This window comes from Bacillus cereus group sp. BfR-BA-01522, from assembly GCF_022662635.1.
GTDB classification, from domain to species: domain Bacteria; phylum Bacillota; class Bacilli; order Bacillales; family Bacillaceae_G; genus Bacillus_A; species Bacillus_A cytotoxicus.
The window spans coordinates 428,043-450,627 of the sequence record NZ_JAKUDY010000002.1 but is presented as its reverse complement, the minus strand read 5'-3'; the positions used below and the strand labels follow the sequence as shown (position 1 = coordinate 450,627).

The following is a 22,585-nucleotide window of genomic DNA, read 5'->3' as shown; positions in this document are numbered from 1 at the left end:
CTAATTTGAAAAAGAATATATTTGTACAACCATATGCAGTGGTTGTCTATTTCAGAAGTAAAAACATATTTTTTTGCATAACGTAACGAAATTTTCTGAATATTAAATTAAATAATGTTATACTTACGATTAGAAAGGAGTAAAGCCATGAAGCACGTAACATTATTACCACTGGATTTACAATATGCAGAAATTATTTTCACATTATCAAGTGATACACAGGTAAAAAATGCATTAGAAATAAAAGTAGAGAAAATCGAAGACACAAAGGCGTTCCTTCTTTTCGCAATAGAAGAAGAACGCCAAAAGAAATCTTTATCGAGAATGATTGTAAATGAAGAGAATGAAATAATCGGTCTCACCACGCTTAAGCATATTAATTATGAAAAGAAACAATCTCACATTGGTAGTTGGCTTGGCTATCCTTACTGGGGAAAAGGATATAATGAGGCTGCTAAAAAAGAAATCTTTAAAATCGCTTTTTTAGACTTACAACTTACATATGTATTCGCTGGTGCTAAAAAGGCTAATATTCGTTCTTTAAAAGCACAAGAGAAATTACCTTACATTTCATTGCATGTGGAAGATAGATTCCCCGATGAGCACTCTGCTTTAGAGAAAGAAGTAAAATCTTCTTGTGTACTGCATGTCGTGTCACGTGAGAAATTTCTAAATTGGCTAGACCTACAAAATGAGGAGGAAAAATATGAGGGGATTAAAAATTAGTTTAACCATTGTAGTAGAATTAGTCCTTATCTATCTTTTTTCAAAATGGGTCGGTTGGTCATTTATGGATACCTTTTTCCTCGGTACTTTAACAATATTTGCAATTACATGGCTCATTATTATGAGTAAACATAGAAATAACATGACAAATCACGCAATAAATAAAACATTAGCTGGCGTTGAGACCGGTGAAATACGACCATTTCAAATTGTTGTGACTCCGTATATTATAGGCACCCTTTTCCTTGTCTTCATAAGTTTTGTTATCACCGCTATTTATTATCTGCCCTATTTCCTATAAAAAAGCACTCGTGATTATCACGAGTGCTTTTCTACTATGCACGAGAAACGTATTTACCTTCTGCTGTATTGATAACAAGCATTTCACCTTCATTAATGAAGATTGGTACTTGTACAACAAGACCTGTTTCTAATGTAGCTGGTTTTGTTACGTTAGAAGCTGTATCACCTTTAATACCTGGCTCTGTTTCAACAACTTTTAACTCAACAGTGTTTGGAAGCTCCACACCAAGTACTTCACCTTGATATGTCATAATTGACACTTCCATGTTTTCTTTCAAGAATTTTAGTTCGCGCTCGATTTGAGCTTCACTAAGTTCGATTTGTTCATACGTTCCGTTATCCATGAATACGTGAGCCTCACCGCTCGCGTATAAATATTGCATACGACGGTTTTCGATATGTGCTTTCTCTACTTTTTCACCTGCGCGGAATGTTTTCTCTTGAATAGCTCCTGTACGTAAGTTACGTAATTTAGAACGAACAAATGCCGCACCTTTACCTGGTTTTACGTGTTGGAATTCAATCACCTGCCAAAGGTCGTTATCCACCGTAATTGTTAAACCTGTGCGAAAATCGTTTACTGAAATCATGCAAAAAATCCTCCTGTATGTTACAAAATAATAAGTTCTTTTGGAGATTTTGTAATTACTTCATTACCTTCACTCGTTACAATGATATCATCTTCAATACGTACACCACCAACACCTGGAATATAAATACCTGGTTCTACTGTCACAACCATCCCTGGCTCAAGTACTGTTTCAGATCGGTATGCTAATCCTGGTGCTTCATGAACTTCAAGGCCCAGGCCATGACCTGTCGAATGGCCAAAATACTCACCATATCCTTTTTCCGCTATGTAGTCACGTGTTAATGCATCGGCTTCACGACCCGTTAACCCAGCTTTCATGCCATTTACACCACGAAGCTGCGCTTCTAAAACAACATGATAAATTTCTTTTAATTTATCTGACGGTTCACCGACTGCAATGGTACGAGTAATATCAGAACAATATCCTTTATAATAGGCGCCGAAATCTAACGTTACGAAATCTCCTGTTTCTATCACTTTTTCAGATGCCACACCGTGCGGCAATGCTGAACGTAGTCCCGAAGCAACGATAATATCAAACGAAGAAGATGTTGCTCCTTGTTTTCTCATGAAAAATTCAAGTTCATTTGACACTTCAATTTCAGATACTCCTGGGTGAATGAATGATAGAATATGTTCAAAGGCAGCATCTGCAATCTGTGCAGCTTCCTTTAATATCTTAATCTCTGAATCCGTCTTAATCAAGCGTAACTTTTCTACAAGCCCAGAAGTCGGGATAAATTCTGCTGCAATGGCTTCTTTATGTGCTGTATAAGAACTATATGTGAGAGTATCTTGCTCAAAACCAAGTTTTTGAATTCCTAAGTTGTTCACTTGGTTCGCCACTTCATCAAGAATCGGGCCTGTATGCTGTACAATTTCATAGCCAACAGCTTGTTTACTAGCTTGCTCTACATAACGGAAATCTGTAATGAATAGAGCACGCTCTTTCGAAATCAGTACGACACCCGCTGTCCCTGTAAAACCAGTCATATATCTACGGCTATATTCATTCGTTAATAAAATCCCATCAATACCAGCTTCATCAAACGCACTTCTTAATTTCGTAATCTTTTCCATTGATTTAGGCCTCCCCCAGTTTCTCCAACAATGCAAATAATGCTAGCTTATAGCCATAAAAACCAAATCCAACAATCTGACCTGCGCAAACTGCTGCTGTCACCGATTCATGACGAAATGATTCACGCTGATGGATGTTAGAAATATGTACTTCAATAACTGGAATCGAAATGCTTGCAATAGCATCTCGAATCGCATAGCTATAATGCGTAAATGCTCCTGGATTTAGAATGATTCCCTCATATATGCCATCCGCTTCATGAATGGTATCAATAAGAGCACCTTCATGATTCGATTGGAAACATTCTAATCCTACTCCCAATTTTTCAGCTTCTTGTTTCATATCTGTTTCAAGTGTCTCTAACGTTCCTTTCCCATACACATTTACCTCTCGAACACCGAGACGATTTAGATTAGGACCGTTTACGAGGAGTACTTTCTTCATCTTTTTAAAACTCCTTAATATAAAGAATATATATTTCATATTCTAACATAGGAGTCACTTATTTGAATAGTTTGTCTTCTCTGTATCTTCTCCTTGATTTACATTATTCGCCTCAAATGAAACAGAATAGGAGATGAATACACCATATAAAATAAAAATGCAAATTGTGGTTGTAACGGTTTCTTTCGGTAAATGCATTGCATTTTTAATAACCGGTGCAATTGAACCTAGTCCTAAAAATAAAAGACTCCACCAAAACAAACCATACAAGAGGCCGGGAAGTACCCCCTCAAACTTTTTAAAAAAAGTCTTATAAAGAAATGCTACTACAATAGAAAAAAATCCAATACAGATAATGCCTGCTATATTTCCCCAAACACCTTCTTTCCAATCTCCAAGTGCAAATGGCAAAAGTAAATAATTTGTTCCAACCTCTGTAAAAGAGAAAATATGAAGAAAATACCATATACTCCCCCAGAAAACACCACCAAATAAACCAATTTGTACAAAATTGTTTATTCCAGTTTGTTCCTGTTTCACATTCAACACCTCCGCTTACTAGTATGTCCGAAAGTCGTTTGAAGCATGTTTAAATCATGCGAAATTTGTCTATAAAAAGAATAAGAAATGTCTTACCTTCGTAACATTTTTCCTTGTCATCTGCTTGTATTTGTCGATAAAATAAAGGAAACTCGGTAATTGTCAAATATGCCTTGACAGAACCAAGTATGACAATTGCCTCTTTTCTACACAAGAGAGAAACGGATACAGGTTGGTGTTAAACATGTCAGAACAGTCAAAACAAATATATGGCGGGCAAGCAGTCATAGAAGGAGTTATGTTTGGCGGTAGAGAATATACTGTTACAGCGGTTCGTCGTAAAGACAAAACAATCGAATTTTATCGATTGCCACGCGTTCGTAATAAAATATCATCTGCGTTTAAAAAAATCCCATTTTTACGAGGCATTGCCGCTATCATTGATGCAAGTGCTAATGGAGCAAAGCATTTAAACTTTGCCTCAGAGCGATTCGATGTTCATCCAGAAGATGATCAACAACTTGCAAATAAGAAAAAAGAACAATCAAAATTAACGATGATATTAGGAGTAGCAGCTGTCGGAGTGTTATCGTTCATATTTGGAAAAGTGATTTTCACAGCAATTCCTGCACTATTAGCAGAATTAACGCGACCTATTTTCCCATCTCATACTGGGCAAATTATCGTTGAAAGTGTGATTAAGCTTATATTGTTGCTAGGCTATATCTACTTTGTTTCCTTAACTCCACTTATTAAGAGAGTATTTCAATATCATGGTGCAGAACATAAAGTGATTAATGCATATGAGAATAACCTTCCGTTGACTGTAAAAAATGTTCAAAAGCAAACTCGTCTTCATTATCGATGCGGTAGTAGCTTTATTATCTTTACCGTAATTATCGGAATGTTTGTCTACTTTCTTGTTCCAACAGATCCTCTTTGGGTTCGAGTTGTAAATCGTATTTTATTAATTCCAATCGTTCTTGGAATTTCTTTTGAAGTCTTACAGTTCACCAACCGATTACGTGATATTCCTATTTTACGCGTATTAGGATATCCTGGGTTATGGCTTCAACTTTTAACAACAAAGGAACCTACTGATGATCAAGTTGAAGTTGCAATCGCATCATTTCACGAATTATTACGGTTAGAAAATAAACAACAATCATGATAAAAAAATGATGTTCAACTCCTTTCCTCATCGCTAATATACTAATTTTAATACATGTTTTTAGGAGGTGTTCCTTATGAACGGTCGTTCGTTTATGTTCGCTTTTGTTAGCATTATTATTGGATTAGCAATATTCGGCCTTGTTTCTTCAGCAATTACAAATCCAATAGGGATGCTACAAAACATTGGCCTTATGTTGCTTGTTCTCGGTATCTTTTACTTGCTATACAAAATGTTTACAAATTCTAGTGGTTCCGCCCATTCGCATAACTCTTACAAGCGTGCTGCGAAACAATCGAACCGCAAATACGGAAAGCAAAATGTAGCACCCCTAAGCAAATCTTTTTTAAAACGAAATCATACAGACGATAAAGGAAAGAAGGGGAATTCTCCCTTATTAAAACGAAAACGAAAGCAATCTCACTTAACAGTCATTGAAGGTAAAAAAAATAAAAAGAAAGACCGTGCTTCCTTCTAGGAAATACGGTTTTCTTTTTGCTTCATTTCCTTCTAAACAAAAAAGGAAACGCATTTGTTCCCTTTACTTACTTTGTTCTCCATTTGCTTTTTGAACAGCTCGAAGCGTCTCAATTCGAAAATCATCTTCCTCAAAATATTGTACTAAATCCCCAATGCGGTCAATCGCTTCCCAACTTAAATGATGCTCAATCCCTTCCACATCATTATAAATCTTACTTTCATCCACACCGATAATACGCATGAATTGCTCCAATAATTCATGGCGATATACAAGACGCTCTCCAATTTTTTTACCCTTTGCTGTTAATACTAGTCCTCTATATTTTTCATAAATTAGGTATTCATCTTTGTCTAATTTTTGTACCATTTTTGTTACAGAAGATGGATGTACACTAAGCGCTTCAGCAATATCAGATACACGGGCATAACCCTTTTCATCAATCAACAAATAAATTTGTTCAATATAATCTTCCATACTAGGAGTAGGCATCGGTTTCCTCCATCCACATTCATTTTGCTTATTCCGTACGAAGCAATCAATAAAATGATACACCAGAAAGAATGCCGTGACAAGAGATGAAACAAGCCAAACTATATAAAAAAGCAAACTTTTCAAACAGCCTTATAAAGAGGCTGTTTTTTCTTCTGTCTAATTTTACAAATTAAAAATTTTCATAAAGAAACAAGAAAAATGCAAAATAATTAACGTAAATTGTTGACGTGATGCTTTTATTATCGGTATCATATTTCTTCGTGAGCAATTATTTTTCGTTATATGATTTTTTTATTATTACTTCATTTTGAGAGGAGAAATTTGATGTCACTTAAGAAGAAAACGCAAGTACGCACCGGCAAAATGGTACGTGAATTAATGTTAGCAGACGAAGATGTAAGTGCTTCACTAATTATGGTATATAGTGAAAACGGTGTAAATGCAGAAATTAAAATCGAGGGCTTAACGCCAAAATGTAACGAAGAATTATTCTTGAGCGGGAAAGTAGATTGGAACAAAAGTGTAATTTATAAAATTGTTGATTTCTCAGGAAACGCTGAAGTTGGTAAAGTTACACTGACAGCGATGAATAAAAATAATGTTTCCTTGCAAATTGAACGTGTAATGTGGACGAAGGAGAACAAAGAGGCGATAGCACAGGCAACGGCTGAAGAAACTCCAAAAGAAGAAGTAGCGATTTCAATGCCACAAGCAATTACAGCTACTCCAAAACCTAGCGCAGAAGCTCCTGTCGAAACAAAAAGACCTACTCCGGTACCAACACCGAAGCCTGTACATGTAGAAACAGTTACAAAACCAGCTGCTCCAAAGCCGGTAAAAATAGAAGAGTTTACTTCGGTTACCAAACAAGAAACAGTTCCCGTTACACCTACAAAACCGAAACAACCTGTTTTAACTGAAACAAATTCTAAACTACAAGAAAATTATGTGAAGCTTGTAAAAAAAGCAATCGAAGTTTGCCAAGATTATGAACTTGGTATTGACATAGATGATTCTGTTGAAGGTTTGAAAGAAGAGCTTACAAATCAAGGTATTAGTGTTACATTTGACAAAGAAATTATGGACGTTGTAAAGCGTCTTCGCTCTTTACAAGAAAAAGGAATCAAAGTAGAAAAAGTACTTAATTTATTATAAAAAATAAGGATGTGGCTACAGCCATATCCTTATTTTTTATAATTCCATTCATCACTTTCATACTTTTCTTTTGCTAATGTTTCTACTTCATGAAGCTGTTCTGCTGTTAATGTATATGGCAGCAATTCTATGTTTAAACCTTTTTCAAATCCAGTATGAAAAGCTTCAATTAATTGTTCAATTGTAAATGTTTGATCTGTCAATTCATTAATTGCAACCGCTTTAGAAGAAAACATACTCTTCATGCGCTCTTTCATGCGCTCATTTGGAAATAAAAATAGATCGTACAGCTCATCTAAATCAATTTCTAACGGAATCGACCCATGCTGTAAAATCACACCTTTTTGACGTGTTTGAGCACTGCCCGCAATCTTTCTACCTTCCACAACAATCTCATACCAAGATGGCGCATCAAAACAGACTCCTGAGCGTGGATTTTTTAAATTCTCACGATCTGCTTCTGTTTTTGGAACTGCATAGTATGCATCTAATCCAAGTGCTTTAAATCCCTCTAATAGCCCTTGCGAAATAACTCGGTACGCTTCTGTCACTGTTTTTGGCATCTCTGGATGATCTTCAGATACAATGACACTATACGTTAATTCTTTATCATGCAATACACCTCTACCACCTGTTTGACGACGTACAAAGCCATATTTTTTTTCTTTTACTACATCCATATTAATATCCTTTTCCACACGTTGGAAGTATCCTACCGTTAACGTTGGAATTTCCCACTCATAAAAACGAATCGTCGGCGGCATTTTCTTTTCACTTTGCCAATTTAATAAACATTCATCTAACGCCATATTAAATGCCGGTGAACATTGACCAGAGTTAATATAACACCATTTTTCTTTTCCCATCCTGCACCTCATATAACCAATTATTTTTCACATCTTCTAGTCTACCAAATTCGACAAAAATTGTGAAAGAATACGAAAATTCTTCTTATAACCAATGTATCTGTTGCATAAATACACATGGACATTATAATATTGAAAGTAGGATAAGAAAAAAGGGAGCGATAGAATCGTGTCAACAAACTTAATGATTATATTAGCCATCATTCTAGCATTTATCGGCTACTCTGTATGGATGTATTTCTATCAAAAAAAATTAATTCAAACACTTTCAGAAGAAGAGTTTCGCGCTGGATACCGTAAAGCACAGCTTATCGATATTCGTGAAGCGGATGAATATAACGCTGGACATATTTTAGGTGCACGTAACATTCCACTATCACAAATTCGTCTTCGCTACAAAGAACTTCGTAAAGATCAACCGATTTATTTGTATTGCCAAAGTGGATTCCGTACAGGCCGTGCAGCTCAATTCTTGAAAAAGAAAGGCTACAAAGATTTCTACCAATTGCAAGGTGGATTTAAGACATGGACAGGCAAAATCAAAAAGAAATAATAGGAAAAACTAGCTGAAATATTCAGCTAGTTTTTTTCATATTGTTAGCAATATATAGTAAGTTCCGCTTAATTACTTCACTTTCTTGCTGTACGAATGTATTTCGATATAATAGTTGATATTCAAGTTCTTTTTCTTTCCAAATAAGCGTTGCAAATTCCTCTTCTCTTTCCCCGTCATCTTTATTTTTAAAATAAGCCGTCACTCCATTATTTAATCGTATTTGTTCTTGAAATCGATTTTGTTCTACAATATATGGGAAGCTATAAGAAAAATTAGCGACTGTTAACTCTATATAGTCCTTTCTTCCCCGCTCTTGTTGTTTATATTTAATCGTTAAGACCGCTTTTTCCTTTCCAATCTTCCTCACTTCTGCTTTGGCATCATCCATCATGTCGTATGGTAAAAAAGTCGGAACTTTAAATGATACTGGAAAATAGTTTGGAATATCTTTTACTAACATGGGACCAAACACTCTGTCCGCTCCCCCACCTGTTGTCTCCACAAATTGTTTATCTTCCTTTACCGTTTGCTGAAATGCACATGCACTAATAAATACACTAGAAATCATGAAGCAAACGAGTGCTTTTTTCAACCTGTTTCAGCCCTTTCCTATCGATTTCTTAGCGAATATAGCGTTCATTATTGTTCCTATTCGTCTTTTGTTCTGGGGCTCCTTTGAAAACTTTCCTCTTTATTCTCACACATTTTGACATTAAATTTTAAGACAAAAAAGACTTCCTGCTATTCTCACGCCCCAAATGAAAAGGTTACGCGAATAACAGAAAGCCTTTCTTATACCATAGTTTGTGAAAAGCTTTTCAGGTCAAGTCTTTTTCACTATTTTTTCCATTCTTACATATTTCCCTTTATAATACAGATAGAGGTGATACTCATGGTAAATATAAAACAAATTGCACAAACTGCTGGTGTATCTATAACAACCGTTTCTCGTGTATTAAATGACCATCCTTATGTGAGTCAAGAAAAGCGTGAACGTGTATTACATGCTGTAGAACAATTAAATTATGCAAAGAATATAAACGCCATTCATCTAATAAAAGGAAAAACATTTACAGTTGGTGTCATGCTTCCTTTTATCAACCTCCCCTACTTCAGTACGATTATTGAAGGAATTGGAAATGAAGCTTTAATCGCCGGATATCATATCAATTTATGCCAAACAAATTATGATAGTATCGAAGAAATTCGCGTCCTTGAAATGATGAAAATGAAACAATTTGATGGCATGATTATATGTTCCCGAACAAGTTCTTGGGAGCAAATCGAACCTTATTCCAAATTTGCACCTATCGTCTCATGTGAAAAACTAACACATCCTCTTATTTCCTCTGTCTATGTGGATCATTATGAAGGCTTTCGCATCGGTACAAACTATTTACTAAATAAAGGACATACACGGATCGGTGTCTGCCTAGCAAGACGAAAAAGTATAAGTACCTTACAGCGTGAAAAAGCTTTTGCTGATGTTCTTCAAACTGCTCAAAGAAGAGTGCAACCTGATTGGATGTTTTATCAATGTTACACGATGCAAGATGGTGCGAAAGTCTTACAACGCATGTTAAATATGAAAGAGCGCCCAACCGCTATTTTTGCTGCTAATGATCAAGTCGCTGCTGGTTTAGTAACAGAGGCAAAAAAACAAGGATTGCATATTCCAGAGGACTTAGCTGTTCTTGGCTTCGATAATCACGAGGTTTCCAAAGCACTTGAAATCACAACAATTGAGCATCCCGGACTCACAATGGGCGCCCGTGCTTTTTCTTTATTTCATAAGCAAATGCAAGCTGAACAAATTACAGGCTATGCGGAAGAACTTCCATTCCATTTAATCGAACGAAAAACGGTATAAAGAGTGCTGAAATGAGTACTCTTTTTCTCATTCGGCGCATTGACTTTCAAACGATTCTCTTATACAATTAAACTAACGAACGGTAGGTAGGGGATGAAAAATGACAGCAAACCGTATTAAAGCTGTGGCACTTTCTCATTTCGCACGCTACGGCTATGAAGGAACCTCATTAGCAAATATCGCACAAGAGGTCGGAATTAAAAAACCATCAATTTATGCACATTTTAAAGGGAAGGAAGAGCTCTATTTCATCTGTTTAGAAGAAGCTTTACAAAAAGACTTACAATGCTTTACAGATGATATAGAATCCCTTTCAGAATCTCCCACTGAAACATTGCTTATAAATCTTCTAAAAGGTTACGCAAAACGTTTCGGTGAAAGTGAAGAATCCATGTTTTGGCTGCGAACTTCTTATTTTCCACCTGATGCATTTCGCGAACAAATTATCGAAAAAGCAAATGCTCACATTGAAAAAATTAGAGAAATTTTATTCCCGATATTCAAACGAGCAAATGAACAAGGTGAATTGCATAACATTGAAATAAAGGACGCTTTAGAAGCTTATTTATGCTTACTAGATGGCCTTATGGTCGAACTATTATATGCTGGTTTCAATCGCTTTGAGACCCGTTTAAAAGCCTCATGGAGTGTATTTTGGCGCGGTCTTTCAAAATGACGGATTGCTTTTCGCAATGCGTCATTTTTCAGCCCTTTACCTAACGACTGGTAGGAAGGAGGATTATATGTGGCTTGGATTTATGTCATTTTAGCTGGTATCATTGAAATTTTTTGGGTGATTGGACTAAAACATGCGGAGGCACCACTAGAATGGATTGGTGTTGTTCTTATCATTGCAATGAGTTTTATCCTGTTATTTAAAGCTTATAAAGATTTACCTGTTGGAACCGTCTACGCTGTGTTTACCGGAATTGGCGCTGGCGGTATCGTTCTCACAGAGATTTTCATCTTCGGTGAACCTGTTTCCATTGTAAAAATTTTATTTATCGCTTTAATCTTCGTTGGCGTAATCGGCTTAAAACAAGTAACAGGTGAAGAAAAAAAAGAGAAGGAGGTAGCATAAAATGGCGTGGGTATTTTTAATTCTTGCTGGTATTTGTGAAGTTACTGGTGTATTGTTTATGAAAATAGCTACGAAGAAGAAAGGCTGGCTCCCAAAACTTATTTTAATCGCCAACTTTGGCATAAGCTTCTTCTTTTTATCGCTTGCTATGAACGTTTTACCGATGGGAACAGCTTATGCAATTTGGACAGGAATAGGAACAGCGGGAAGCGCACTCTTAGGTATCCTCATTTTCCATGAATCAGCCGATTGGCGCCGCCTTGTCTTTTTAAGCTGCATTGTATGCGGTGCAATTGGCTTAAAATTATTGAGCTAATGTAAGATGACAGTCATGTGGAAAGAAAAAGGGAAACAAATTAGAACAATATTCATTCTTAGTATCGCCATTTTACTACAAATCAACTTTCATATCATTGAATGGCTATTTCATAAAGTGATTGCAATTCTTACGTTTTTTCCAGACATGACTCTTAAAGTGATATCCATCGTGTGTTCGATTGTTGCATCCATCCTTATCATAATCATTTGGAGTATCGCTAAACTTTGGAACAATTTATTTAAAAAGGACAGCTCTTCTAAACAGAAGTAACTGTTCTTTTTTATTATTATGATTCGATTTCTTATTATAATCGAATGCGCTCAAGTGAAATTTTAATCAGTGGATGGTTCTTCATCCCTCTTCGTTTCTCTCCGAATCTTGAGGCGGGCGTCTTACTGCTCTAAAATAGCAGGATACAACATACTATTCCAACAATGACACCACTAATATCAATTTCCTATCGCTATTTCCTTTTTAGCTTTTATCGCTCTATCATATCTCTTTTTCTTTTGGACATACTATACAAAAAGGAGCTGATTATATGCAAAATTCCGTACATAAACATATTCTATTTTTATTTTTTCTATTTCTTTTTCTTATTATTTTTTTCAGCTTTCTATTACACACTCCGAATGAAACATCGAATAACGTTTTTGTTTATAAACTGCTGCTTTCCTATTGTCATTACTGAAAAAAGGTGTCTGCAAGTAAGACACCTTTCTTCGCTTTAAACGGACTACACTCTAAAATTCCCTTTGTTTAAATATGATAATTGAAACAAACATTGAAATGAAATAGCTCATCCATGCCACTATACTTAAAATACTTATGACTAGCATCACATTGGAAGATTGAAAAAACATTAACATAAGCCTTTCCTCAGCAAATACATTACACATGAATCCTTGTAAACCAAATATAGGAAAAAGTATAACGATTCCAAAAATAGTGAACATTTGTTTATTCCCGCTATATTTCATAGGAAGAATCATGGCAGCATAAAGAATAGAAAAGAAACCCGCTATCAATAATGCATACCACGGAATATTGATATGATCTCTGAATAGTAGTACAGGTACTATTAACAAAACACATGTAATTATGAAACCGGCCATAATAAAAAATGCTGTCGATATATATTTAGCAATGACAATTTCCTTCCGCGTACAAGGTAAACTTACTAATATTTTTTCTGTACTATTTTTCTCTTCAGTTACTATAGAAAATAAAATCATGAACAGACAAGTAGCAAAACAAACAGTCGCTAACTGATACGGTTCAATAGACTGTTTTAGCATTCCATAAAAAGGAAAAATAAAGCAGATTAGAAAAATTGTTCTCTGTAAAAAAATATCCTTCAAAATTAACTGTTGCATACACATTCCTCCCTATATGTCACGCGTTTCATACATTCGAATGGTTATAAACATAGATGTGATATATATACTAGCTAATACAATTCCTCCTAGAATAATCATTCCAATATGTGCCGGAGCCATAATCCAATTACTGAATGATGATCCTTGATTCCATCTGTCAGTCATAAACATCCCAATTAAAATACCGATTCCCGTCGTTATTCCCGTACAAATTCCACGTACTACTTTTGACCCAACTCCATAATAACTAGGAAGTAATGTCACAATAAAAATAACTGAAAATAATAAGCCTCTTGCCACTATATACCATGGAATTTCAATATATAAACTAGGATGATATATACCAATATCTCCAATTCCAGCGATACTTCTTACAAGAAAAACAGCCAACATGGTTGCAATCATTCCACCAATAACAAATATTGCACTGGAAATATATCTGGCAATAACAATTTCCTTCCGGCTTACTGGTAAACTGTTTAACATTACGCCGCTTTTATTTCTTTCATCGATTGCTATTAATACCGTAGAGGAAGTAGCTGTTATAAGTAAGCAACTTGCTGGAAACAGTTTTTCTCCATCCGGATTCAACCCAAAAAATATGAATGGCACAATAACATAAACTAGCCAAACTACTCGAAAAAAGAATAAATCTTTATATATGAGTTGACGCATAAACACCGCTCCCCTTCGCCGTATACACAACAATATCATCCAAAGTTGGCTTTTCAAATATAACCTCTTGACCAAACCAATCAATCACCGCTTGTTTATCCCTCGCCAATCCTTCGAAACCAAATTTATTTTTCCGTAACCCGATGAAAAGTTCTTTTCCTTCTGGATCTAGTAAATCATTACTTCCTTTTACGATGACATAACTTTCTAATATTTCATCTTTCTCTCCCGTAAAAGCAATTTCACCATCGTTGATAAATGTAATGTAATCCGCAATACGCTCTAAATCGGTTGTAATATGTGTTGAGAATAGAACAGATATTTCTTCTTCCATCACAATTTCTTGGAGCATATCAAGTAGTTCACTGCGTACAACTGGATCTAACCCTGATGTTGGTTCATCCATAATAATCAGCTCTGCATGATGTGATAGCGCCATCGCAATTGCAAACTTCATTTTCATCCCTTTTGATAACTGCTTAATCTTTTTATTTTTTGGAACTTGTAATCGCTCCATATAGGATTGGTACTTCTCTTCATCCCATTTTTTATATAGTGGTGCGATAATTCGCTTCATTTGTTCACATGTTATATCTTCATAATAGTGATTTTCATCATATACAAAACCTATATTTTGCTTAATTTCTTTTTCAGCTTTTTTATTGTCCTTGCCGAAGATTTTTATATCACCACCATCTCTTCTAACTAAATTCATAATCATTTTAATAGTTGTACTTTTCCCAGCACCATTTGGTCCGATAAACCCCATAATATATCCGCGCGGCAATGTAAAGCTTACATTTTTCACTGCAAATCCTTGATAATTTTTACATACATCTTTTAACTCTAACATCTTTTTATTCCCCCTTATATAAACAAGCAATCATCTGCTCTAGTTCTTCGAATGAAAGCTGAAGAAGCTTGCTCTCATTTACAACTTCCTCCACTTTACTCTCCAATAAACGCAAACGTTGCTCCCGAATCAGCTCGCTATTTTTCTCTGATACATAAGTTCCTTTTCCTGCAACTGTTTCAATATACCCTTCTTTTTCAAGTTCTTCATAAGCACGTTTCGTCGTAATCACACTAATTTGCAATTCTTTTGCTAAACTACGAATTGATGGTAATTGTTCTCCTCCCTTTAGACCTCCATTTAAAATAAGCTGCCGCAATTGCTTACTAATTTGTTCATAAATCGGATCCGGGGAAGAATTTGAAATAATAATATTCATATTTCCCTCCATTGTGTATATACTGTATATACTCTATATGTACAGTATATACACAATTTTATATTTTAGCAAGAAAAAAAGACCAACAATTTCCTGTTGGTCTTTTGTATATGTATCACTTTTCAAAGCGATCTAACATTTCATCTCTCATCCCAAAACTAACAACCGCAATTCCAACATACATAAAAATTAGAAATGCCGGATGTACCGTATTATACCAGCTACTATCAACAATTAAATAAATTGTCAACGCTACAACAAGCACAAACGCCACAATAAACATATAAAAGTGTCTTGTACTACCCATGATAAACTCCTCTCTTCTCGCTTCACCATTCAACAGTATATTTTAACGAATAATTCAATATGACTCAAGGTTAACTTTACTGTATGTAATCCAACTCAATCTTTACAATATCATTACAAGCGATTGAAATGATTGTACCTTTTTGATCGATTGCCGTTACTTCCTTATGATCCATCACACGATGTGCCACACGCTCTAGCATTTTCACATCATCTCGGTAACAAAATTCTTTTATATCTTTAATCGTTTCTCCATTTTCTAAATAATATACCATTCGATAACACCTATAGCCCATCATTCCACCCACCTTGTTCGTTTTTTCACATATACATAAAAATGACTTATTTGCACGTTTAAGTTTCATGAATTTCAATAAAATTCTAACAAAAATAAACAAATTTATCAAACTGACTTTTTCACCAAAAACATGTAAAAAACGCCCGTTTTACTACATCGCAATACAAAAAAGATACATTTTCAACATTCTTTTTATATAATCTAGATCATTACTCTAAAAAAAAGAACTCGCATATAACGAGTTCTCTTCATATCATCAAACTTGTACAGGAGTTGGCTTTTGATAGCGTAATATCGGCTTACGAGCAGCCATCGTTTCGTCCAAACGTGTAATCACTGTTGTATGCGGTGCTTCTTGTACAATCTCTGGATTCTCTTTTGCTTCTTTGGCGATTTGAATCATTTTATCAATGAAACCATCTAACGTTTCTTTTGATTCAGTTTCAGTTGGCTCAATCATAATACATTCTTCCACATTTAACGGGAAGTAAATTGTTGGTGGATGGTAACCAAAATCAAGCAAACGTTTTGCGATATCAAGTGTACGTACACCAAGTTTCTTTTGACGACGTCCTGACAATACAAATTCATGTTTGCAATGTCTATCAAATGGAAGATCGTAGTATGGTGCTAATCTTCTCATCATATAGTTTGCATTTAATACTGCGTTTTCCGTTACTGCACGCAATCCATCTGGCCCCATAGAACGGATATACGTATACGCACGAACGTTAATACCAAAGTTTCCATAGAATGGCTTCACGCGGCCAATTGCTTGCGGACGATCATAATTGAAGTGATATCCATTCTCTGTTTTCTCTAAAATTGGTTTTGGTAGAAATGGAATTAAATCTTCTTTTACACCTACTGGACCAGAACCTGGCCCACCTCCTCCGTGAGGACCTGTAAATGTTTTATGAAGGTTTAAATGCACCACATCAAATCCCATATCTCCCGGACGTGCTTGACTTAATACCGCATTTAAGTTCGCACCATCATAATATAATTTACCACCTGCATTATGAACGATCTCTGCCATTTCTAAAATGTTTTCTTCAAATAAACCAAGTGTATTTGGATTTGTTAACATAAGCGCCGCTGTTTCTTCATTCACAACGCGTTTTAAATCTTCTAAGTCAACAAGTCCATGTTCATTTGATTTTACGGTAATTGTTTCAAAGCCTGCTACTGTTGCAGATGCTGGATTTGTTCCATGCGCTGAGTCTGGGACAATAACTTTTGTACGATTATGGTCACCATTTGCTTCATGGTATGCACGAATTAACATTAATCCTGTCCATTCTCCATGTGCACCAGCTGCTGGTTGAAGTGTTACAGCATCCATACCAGTAATTTGAACTAAATGCTCTTGTAAATCGTACATTAATTCCATTGCCCCTTGCACGGTCTTTTCATCTTGAAGCGGATGAATATTTGCAAAGCCTGGGAAACGTGCCACGTTTTCATTGATTTTTGGATTGTATTTCATCGTACAAGACCCAAGCGGATAAAATCCAGAGTCAACGCCGTGGTTACGGTTTGAAAGCGCTGTGTAATGACGCATAATATCCAGTTCAGATACTTCTGGAAGTTCTGCATCTTCTGCTCGAATATAATTGCTCTCAAACACATCTTCTAATTTTACTTCCTCTACATCCAATTGGGGTAAGCTATATCCTACGCGCCCTTCTTTACTCATTTCAAAAATAAGTGCTTGGTCTTGGTTCTTCATTGGATAGCCCCCATTTCGTTTACAAGTGTGTCAATTTCTGCTTTTGTCCGAAGCTCTGTTACTGCTACAAGCATATGATTTACTAATTTTTCATCATCGCGACCTAAATCATAACCACCGATTATACCCTTTTGCAATAAAGTGTCGTTTATTTCTTTTACCGGGCGCTTGCAATCCACAACAAATTCATTGAAGAACGGCCCAGTAAATACTACTTTGAAACCTTTTTCTTCAAATTGGCGTTTAGCATATTGTGCTTTAGAAATGTTTTGACGTGCCATTTCCTTTACACCTCGTTTTCCAAGTGCAGTCATTGCCACTGATGCAGCTAATGCATTTAACGCTTGGTTAGAGCAAATATTAGATGTCGCTTTATCACGACGGATATGCTGTTCACGAGCTTGCAATGTTAATACAAAACCACGTTTACCCTCTGTATCTACAGTTTGTCCGACAAGACGTCCTGGAATTTTACGCATAAATGCTTTCGTTGTTGCGAAGTAACCGCAATGCGGTCCACCAAATTGTGTTGGAATGCCAAATGGCTGTGCATCACCGATTACAATATCAGCTCCAAATTTCCCTGGAGGTGTTAATACCCCTAATGATAGTGGGTTTGAAGATACAATAAATAATGCTTTTTGCTCATGGACAATCTTTTCAATATCAGCTAACTTTTCAATTTGTCCAAAGAAGTTTGGATATTGAACGATTACACAAGCCACAGTATCATCCATTTCACTTTGTAATCCGTCTAAATTTGTTACACCATCTTTATGATCAATTTCAACTACTTCAAGATGTTGTCCTTTTGCATATGTTTCTAGTACTGCTCTTGATTCTGGATGAACTGCTTTAGAAACAAGAATTTTCTTTTTACGAGTATGGCCTGCTGCTAACATGGCAGCTTCTGCTAACGCTGTACCTCCGTCATACATAGAGGAGTTTGCTACATCCATTCCCGTTAATTCACAAATCATTGTTTGGAATTCAAAAATTGCCTGTAATTCCCCTTGTGAAATCTCTGGTTGATATGGTGTATACGCTGTATAAAATTCTGAACGGGAAAGAACATGATCCACAATTACGGGTGCATAATGGTCATATACACCTGCTCCTAGGAAAGAAGCGTATTCTTTTAAGTTAGCATTTTTACGAGCAAGTCCAGATAGCTCTTTTAAAAGCTCTGGTTCTGACTTTGCTTGTTTAATTTTTAAATCCCCTTTAAAACGAACACTTTCTGGAATATCAGAAAATAATTCATCAATGGTTTGAACACCGATCGTTTCTAACATTTCTTTTTTGTCTTCTTCTGTCATTGGAAGATAACGATGCAACATGAAATCTACCCCTCTCCAGGTTACTTTGAACGTTTATAAAATGGTGTTGGAACAACTACTGCTTTCACGCGTTTTTTTCGAATTTCAATTTCTACTTCTGTATCAATTGCTGCATATTTTACATCAATTAATGCCAAACCGATGCTTTTTTTTAACGTTGGAGATTGTGTACCACTTGTTACTTCCCCAATTTTTTCTTCTCCTACATACACAGGGTAATGCGTACGCGGAATACCGCGTTCAATTACTTCGATGCCAACTAATTTACGAGGTGCACCGTTTTCTTTATATTCTTTTAATACTTCTTTTCCAAAGAAATCTGCCTCTTTATTCGTTTTGACAGCAAAGCCAATTCCAGCTTCAATCGGTGTAATATCTTTTGATAATTCTTGGCCATAAAGCGGAAGCGTTGCTTCAAAGCGAAGCGTATCACGAGCTCCTAAACCACATGGCTTTAAGCTGTCTTCTTCTCCAACTTCAAGAAGTTTCTCCCAAATTTTTATAGCATCTTCACTCTTACAGTAAATTTCAAATCCATCTTCTCCTGTATACCCTGTGCGAGATACAAGTGCTGGAATGCCATCTACAAGAACATCATTTTTAAATTTAAAGAACTTAATTTCTTTTAAATCTTCTGACACAACTTTTTGTAAAATGCCTTCTGCTTTTGGTCCTTGAATTGCAAGTTGTGCAATTTCATTAGAAACATTGACCACTTTCGTATCGCCAATGACATGACTTGCTAACCATTCGTAATCTTTCTCGATATTCGATGCATTGATTACTAATAAGTAGTCTTCTTCACCACGTTTGTAGATTAATAAATCATCTACAGTACCACCATTTTCGTAACACATTGCTGTATATTGCGCGCCTCCTACCTTTAAGGTAGAGACGTCATTTGTAACAACGCGTTGTAAAAATGCTAAACTATCTGCACCTGTTACTTCTACTTCTCCCATGTGAGATACATCAAAAAGGCCTGCTGCTGTACGAACAGCTTCATGCTCTTCTTTAATGCTTGAAAATTGAACTGGTAATTCCCAACCACCAAAGTCGATTGTTTTCCCACCATACTTCGCATATACATCAAATAGCGGTGTACGTTGTAATGTAATCATGTTCCTTCCCCCTTATGCTGTCTATGACAAATCAATAAAAGTTGGCTTCCCTTATCTAAACATTTTTTATTTTGAAAAGATGGGATATACGGAATCTCAATATGTTTTTTTATGAAAGCGTAAATAAAAAAGTACTTTCTTGGATAAAATACGAAAGATTCCACACATTTCACACCATTATCCTAACATTTTTCGATCTATTTCATCAATATTCTAGCATAAAAAATAATTTAGAATTTTTCATCCTCATTATTTATAAATGCATCTTTACCTCAAAATAATAGAATTTAGTATGTAAAGGTAAAAAGTGCAGCAAAAAATGTTTCAATTTATAGAAGGTGGGAGAGTTTTCATGAATGTCAATATTTCCGTAGATCGAGCATGGCAAAATGACTTTTTAAAGAGAATCGATGAAGACGGTCCATGGACGAATTGGAATTTATATGATTTAGCCTATAAAACAGAACAATCGCTACTTGTTCCTACATTTGATGGTCTACAAGCACCAAAGCATTTACCGCATTTCACTCCGCTTCCTCATCAATTAGAAGTCGCGCAAACGGTGCTTGAACAAATGAACGGGAAAGCGATACTAGCAGATGAGGTAGGACTCGGAAAAACAATTGAAGCCGGGCTTATTTTAAAAGAATATATGGTACGTGGTCTTGTGAAAAAAGTACTTATTCTTGTGCCAGCTTCCCTTGTTTCTCAATGGTCATACGAACTCAATACAAAATTTTTTATCCCTGCAGTCGCTCAAAGAAAAAGTTACGCGTGGGAACAAGCAGATGTTATTGTGTCATCCATTGATACAGCGAAGCGCTCTCCGCATCGTGATATTATTTTAAATTTAGAATACGATCTCATCATTATTGATGAAGCACATAAACTCAAAAATAATAAAACAAAAAACTATGAATTTGCACAACGTTTAAAGAAGAAATTTTGCTTATTACTAACGGCGACACCTGTGCAAAATAAGATTGAGGAAATCTTTAATCTCGTTTCTTTATTAAAACCAGGTCATTTAGGGAATCAGTCTAACTTTGAAGAATATTATGCTTCAAAAAACCGCTCACCAGAGTCAGATAAAGACTTAAAAGCACTCATTAATAAAGTAATGGTACGAAATCGAAGAAATAGCACGGGAATTGATTGGCCGAAAAGACATGTCCAAACTATTTTTGTTAACTTTAATGAGGAGGAGAAAGCTCTATATCACGCGATTGAAAATTGGAAAGGCCAAGATGCTTTTTCTTCTGCATTCTCCTCTTTAACCTTAAAACGAGAAGCATGTAGCAGCCGGGAAGCTGTTTACTATTCATTAAAAAAATATGTAGAAAAAAGAAAAAAAGAGAACGCAAATTACATACCAGACCCATACATTGATGTTCTAATGGAGAAAATTAATCATATTTCATTTAACTCAAAAGCAAATCAAACATTAGAACTTATAAAAAAAATTAATGATAAAGTCGTTATCTTTACAGAATATAGAGCCTCTCAAATGTACTTGCAATGGTTCTTAAAACAACATGGTATTTCTTCTGTCCCATTTCGCGGTGGATTTAAACGCGGCAAAAAAGATTGGATGAAAGAATTATTCCAGCAGCACGCACAAGTGCTCATCGCTACTGAAGCAGGTGGCGAGGGAATCAACTTACAGTTTTGTAATCATATGATTAACTACGACTTGCCCTGGAATCCAATGCGACTTGAACAGCGCATCGGACGTATTCACCGACTTGGGCAAAAAAATGATGTTCATATTTACAATTTAGCTACGAAACATACAGTTGAAGAACATATTTTGAAGCTATTATATGAAAAAATCAATTTATTTGAGCGCGTCATTGGTGAGCTCGACGAAATTTTAACAAGAATCAATATGCAAAATATCGATGCGCATATTGAAGAAATTTTTGCAGAATCAAAAAGCGAAGGTGAGATTCGGATTAAAATGGAAAATTTAACATCTATCATTGATTTTGCAAAGCGCAATGAAGCTGAGGTGCAAGACTATGCAGCAACATGAAATTCATCATTACTTATGGAACTTTTTTAAAGCAAATGATTGTGAAATTTTGCAGCGCTCACCGCATCGATTGGATGTTCAGTTAACCATTGAAATGGATAAACGCTTAATGAATCGTCCTTTTTATTGGCATTATCTTGAGAAAACAGGTGGCATACCAAATCCGATGCAACTCTCTCTTATTACAGATCCAAATCATGCTGAAGAAGAAGGTGAACTCATTCACTATGGTTCACCTCGTCTGCACCAAATTTTCCAAACAACAAAAGAACTTGGATCGTATATTCGCTTGTTTGAAGATACAAAAGGGAGCGGTACAGCACATACCCCCCTCCACCCATGGCTTGGTGTAAACGTAAAAGTATGTTACCAATGTGATCGTAAAAAAGATATGCTGCACTCAATCGGCATTCACCTGATTTCAGGAGCGATGGTGAAAAATTTTCACGAGACATTAACAAAGATTTCTTTAACACCAAAAATACCTGATTTTTGTTTTACACTTACACCAATTATTAAGCCGCAAAGCGGATTACAACGCATAGAAGATACATTAAAAAATATGATTGAAACTGATGATCATACGTGGGCAAAAGAAGCCCGTATTCGTTGGAATCATGATTTAGAACTTCTAAACCGCTTTTACGAAGAAAGCGAGGAGCTACCCGAAAGCTACGAAATTGAAAAACAAGCATTAAAGGAGCAATACGAGCCTCGCATTACAATGCAAATCATTAATGGTGGTCTCTTTTATGTCACAGCGAACCATTTTCTTTCATAGAGAAAAGCC

Annotated in this window: 29 protein-coding genes; 13 read left to right on the top strand and 16 right to left on the bottom strand. The window is 35.7% G+C overall.

All coding sequences use genetic code 11. From position 1 onward, the window contains the following. The first annotated feature begins 147 nt into the window (after positions 1-147). Together MR059_RS04965 and MR059_RS04960 are read left to right on the top strand one after the other, a co-directional pair. Positions 148-726 (top strand): GNAT family N-acetyltransferase, encoded by a 579-nt coding sequence (locus MR059_RS04965; protein ID WP_242161591.1) that lies wholly within the window; start codon positions 148-150, stop codon positions 724-726. Further along, positions 707-1,027 (top strand): hypothetical protein, encoded by a 321-nt coding sequence (locus tag MR059_RS04960; protein ID WP_242161589.1) that lies wholly within the window; start codon positions 707-709, stop codon positions 1,025-1,027. Before MR059_RS04965 ends, MR059_RS04960 begins: the two co-directional genes overlap by 20 nt. A gap of 34 nt (positions 1,028-1,061) precedes the next feature. Here MR059_RS04960 and efp read toward each other — a convergent pair whose 3' ends face one another. From efp to MR059_RS04940, 4 genes are read right to left on the bottom strand one after another with little or no spacing between them, the layout of a single operon-like run. After that, complete coding sequence (gene efp / locus MR059_RS04955; RefSeq protein ID WP_012095350.1) at positions 1,062-1,619, bottom strand: elongation factor P; 558 nt, start codon at positions 1,617-1,619, stop codon at positions 1,062-1,064. A 20-nt stretch (positions 1,620-1,639) separates the two neighbouring features. Further along, positions 1,640-2,701 (bottom strand): Xaa-Pro dipeptidase, encoded by a 1,062-nt coding sequence (gene pepQ / locus MR059_RS04950; protein ID WP_087095333.1) that lies wholly within the window; start codon positions 2,699-2,701, stop codon positions 1,640-1,642. A 4-nt stretch (positions 2,702-2,705) separates the two neighbouring features. Beyond that, on the bottom strand, positions 2,706-3,146 hold the full coding sequence (gene aroQ, locus MR059_RS04945; RefSeq protein WP_012095353.1) for a type II 3-dehydroquinate dehydratase: 441 nt from the start codon (positions 3,144-3,146) through the stop codon (positions 2,706-2,708). Between the two features lie 54 nt (positions 3,147-3,200). Then, on the bottom strand, positions 3,201-3,686 hold the full coding sequence (locus MR059_RS04940; protein WP_012095354.1) for a YqhR family membrane protein: 486 nt from the start codon (positions 3,684-3,686) through the stop codon (positions 3,201-3,203). Positions 3,687-3,930: 244 nt separating this feature from the next. Here MR059_RS04940 and MR059_RS04935 point away from each other — a divergent pair, with 244 nt between their 5' ends. Together MR059_RS04935 and MR059_RS04930 are read left to right on the top strand one after the other, a co-directional pair. After that, positions 3,931-4,857 carry a DUF1385 domain-containing protein gene (locus tag MR059_RS04935; protein WP_012095355.1) on the top strand — a complete coding sequence of 309 codons (927 nt, stop codon included), beginning with the start codon at positions 3,931-3,933 and terminating at the stop codon, positions 4,855-4,857. A 76-nt stretch (positions 4,858-4,933) separates the two neighbouring features. Further along, a complete protein-coding gene (locus tag MR059_RS04930) occupies positions 4,934-5,335 on the top strand; it encodes an SA1362 family protein (protein ID WP_012095356.1) in 402 nt (133 codons plus the stop codon). Between the two features lie 63 nt (positions 5,336-5,398). Here MR059_RS04930 and mntR read toward each other — a convergent pair whose 3' ends face one another. Beyond that, positions 5,399-5,827, bottom strand: coding sequence for a transcriptional regulator MntR (gene mntR, locus MR059_RS04925; RefSeq protein ID WP_012095357.1), 429 nt, complete (start codon positions 5,825-5,827; stop codon positions 5,399-5,401). A gap of 327 nt (positions 5,828-6,154) precedes the next feature. Between mntR and MR059_RS04920 the strand changes: the two genes are divergently transcribed. Next, the gene (locus MR059_RS04920; protein WP_012095358.1) at positions 6,155-6,985 is read left to right on the top strand and encodes a hypothetical protein; all 831 of its coding nucleotides are present in this window, start codon (positions 6,155-6,157) and stop codon (positions 6,983-6,985) included. 29 nt (positions 6,986-7,014) lie between these two features. On the opposite strand, the gene MR059_RS04915 is transcribed toward MR059_RS04920, so the two are convergent. Continuing rightward, positions 7,015-7,851: a lipoate--protein ligase family protein gene (locus tag MR059_RS04915; RefSeq protein WP_012095359.1), complete on the bottom strand. Its 837-nt coding sequence runs from the start codon at positions 7,849-7,851 to the stop codon at positions 7,015-7,017. Between the two features lie 169 nt (positions 7,852-8,020). On the opposite strand from MR059_RS04915, the gene MR059_RS04910 reads away from it, so the two are divergent. Beyond that, positions 8,021-8,404, top strand: coding sequence for a rhodanese-like domain-containing protein (locus MR059_RS04910; RefSeq protein WP_012095360.1), 384 nt, complete (start codon positions 8,021-8,023; stop codon positions 8,402-8,404). Positions 8,405-8,426: 22 nt separating this feature from the next. Here MR059_RS04910 and MR059_RS04905 read toward each other — a convergent pair whose 3' ends face one another. Further along, a complete protein-coding gene (locus MR059_RS04905; RefSeq protein WP_041810533.1) occupies positions 8,427-8,975 on the bottom strand; it encodes a hypothetical protein in 549 nt (182 codons plus the stop codon). A gap of 324 nt (positions 8,976-9,299) precedes the next feature. On the opposite strand from MR059_RS04905, the gene MR059_RS04900 reads away from it, so the two are divergent. The 5 genes from MR059_RS04900 (at position 9,300) to MR059_RS04880 (ending at position 11,947) form a co-directional block, all read left to right on the top strand. Then, a complete protein-coding gene (locus MR059_RS04900; RefSeq protein WP_012095362.1) occupies positions 9,300-10,277 on the top strand; it encodes a LacI family DNA-binding transcriptional regulator in 978 nt (325 codons plus the stop codon). Positions 10,278-10,377: 100 nt separating this feature from the next. Next, a complete protein-coding gene (locus tag MR059_RS04895; protein ID WP_048723611.1) occupies positions 10,378-10,953 on the top strand; it encodes a TetR/AcrR family transcriptional regulator in 576 nt (191 codons plus the stop codon). Positions 10,954-11,022: 69 nt separating this feature from the next. Continuing rightward, positions 11,023-11,358: a DMT family transporter gene (locus tag MR059_RS04890; protein WP_012095364.1), complete on the top strand. Its 336-nt coding sequence runs from the start codon at positions 11,023-11,025 to the stop codon at positions 11,356-11,358. 1 nt (position 11,359) lies between these two features. After that, positions 11,360-11,674, top strand: a complete 315-nt coding sequence (locus MR059_RS04885; protein WP_048723612.1) for a DMT family transporter — start codon at positions 11,360-11,362, stop codon at positions 11,672-11,674. 15 nt (positions 11,675-11,689) lie between these two features. Then, on the top strand, positions 11,690-11,947 hold the full coding sequence (locus MR059_RS04880) for a DUF3975 family protein (protein ID WP_242161586.1): 258 nt from the start codon (positions 11,690-11,692) through the stop codon (positions 11,945-11,947). Between the two features lie 473 nt (positions 11,948-12,420). On the opposite strand, the gene MR059_RS04875 is transcribed toward MR059_RS04880, so the two are convergent. From MR059_RS04875 to gcvT, 9 genes are all read right to left on the bottom strand, one after another. Next, positions 12,421-13,053, bottom strand: coding sequence for an ABC-2 transporter permease (locus MR059_RS04875; RefSeq protein ID WP_012095366.1), 633 nt, complete (start codon positions 13,051-13,053; stop codon positions 12,421-12,423). A gap of 12 nt (positions 13,054-13,065) precedes the next feature. Next, complete coding sequence (locus MR059_RS04870) at positions 13,066-13,731, bottom strand: ABC-2 transporter permease (RefSeq protein WP_012095367.1); 666 nt, start codon at positions 13,729-13,731, stop codon at positions 13,066-13,068. Further along, on the bottom strand, positions 13,712-14,584 hold the full coding sequence (locus MR059_RS04865; RefSeq protein ID WP_012095368.1) for an ABC transporter ATP-binding protein: 873 nt from the start codon (positions 14,582-14,584) through the stop codon (positions 13,712-13,714). Before MR059_RS04865 ends, MR059_RS04870 begins: the two co-directional genes overlap by 20 nt. 4 nt (positions 14,585-14,588) lie before the next feature. Further along, positions 14,589-14,963 (bottom strand): GntR family transcriptional regulator, encoded by a 375-nt coding sequence (locus MR059_RS04860; protein ID WP_012095369.1) that lies wholly within the window; start codon positions 14,961-14,963, stop codon positions 14,589-14,591. A gap of 115 nt (positions 14,964-15,078) precedes the next feature. After that, on the bottom strand, positions 15,079-15,270 hold the full coding sequence (locus tag MR059_RS04855; RefSeq protein ID WP_012095370.1) for a hypothetical protein: 192 nt from the start codon (positions 15,268-15,270) through the stop codon (positions 15,079-15,081). A 76-nt stretch (positions 15,271-15,346) separates the two neighbouring features. After that, on the bottom strand, positions 15,347-15,565 hold the full coding sequence (locus tag MR059_RS04850; RefSeq protein ID WP_041810008.1) for a DUF3929 family protein: 219 nt from the start codon (positions 15,563-15,565) through the stop codon (positions 15,347-15,349). 258 nt (positions 15,566-15,823) lie between these two features. Further along, a complete protein-coding gene (gene gcvPB, locus MR059_RS04845; RefSeq protein WP_242161584.1) occupies positions 15,824-17,299 on the bottom strand; it encodes an aminomethyl-transferring glycine dehydrogenase subunit 2 in 1,476 nt (491 codons plus the stop codon). After that, positions 17,296-18,639, bottom strand: coding sequence for an aminomethyl-transferring glycine dehydrogenase subunit GcvPA (gene gcvPA / locus MR059_RS04840; protein ID WP_012095373.1), 1,344 nt, complete (start codon positions 18,637-18,639; stop codon positions 17,296-17,298). The genes gcvPB and gcvPA overlap by 4 nt, the downstream gene beginning before the upstream one ends. A gap of 20 nt (positions 18,640-18,659) precedes the next feature. Next, the gene (gene gcvT / locus MR059_RS04835) at positions 18,660-19,760 is read right to left on the bottom strand and encodes a glycine cleavage system aminomethyltransferase GcvT (RefSeq protein ID WP_012095374.1); all 1,101 of its coding nucleotides are present in this window, start codon (positions 19,758-19,760) and stop codon (positions 18,660-18,662) included. 352 nt (positions 19,761-20,112) lie between these two features. Between gcvT and MR059_RS04830 the strand changes: the two genes are divergently transcribed. Both MR059_RS04830 and MR059_RS04825 read left to right on the top strand, forming a co-directional pair. Next, complete coding sequence (locus MR059_RS04830) at positions 20,113-21,795, top strand: DEAD/DEAH box helicase (RefSeq protein ID WP_012095375.1); 1,683 nt, start codon at positions 20,113-20,115, stop codon at positions 21,793-21,795. Continuing rightward, entirely contained in the window at positions 21,782-22,576 is a 795-nt protein-coding gene (locus MR059_RS04825) for a YqhG family protein (protein WP_012095376.1), read from the top strand. The genes MR059_RS04830 and MR059_RS04825 overlap by 14 nt, the downstream gene beginning before the upstream one ends. Positions 22,577-22,585 lie beyond the last annotated feature (9 nt).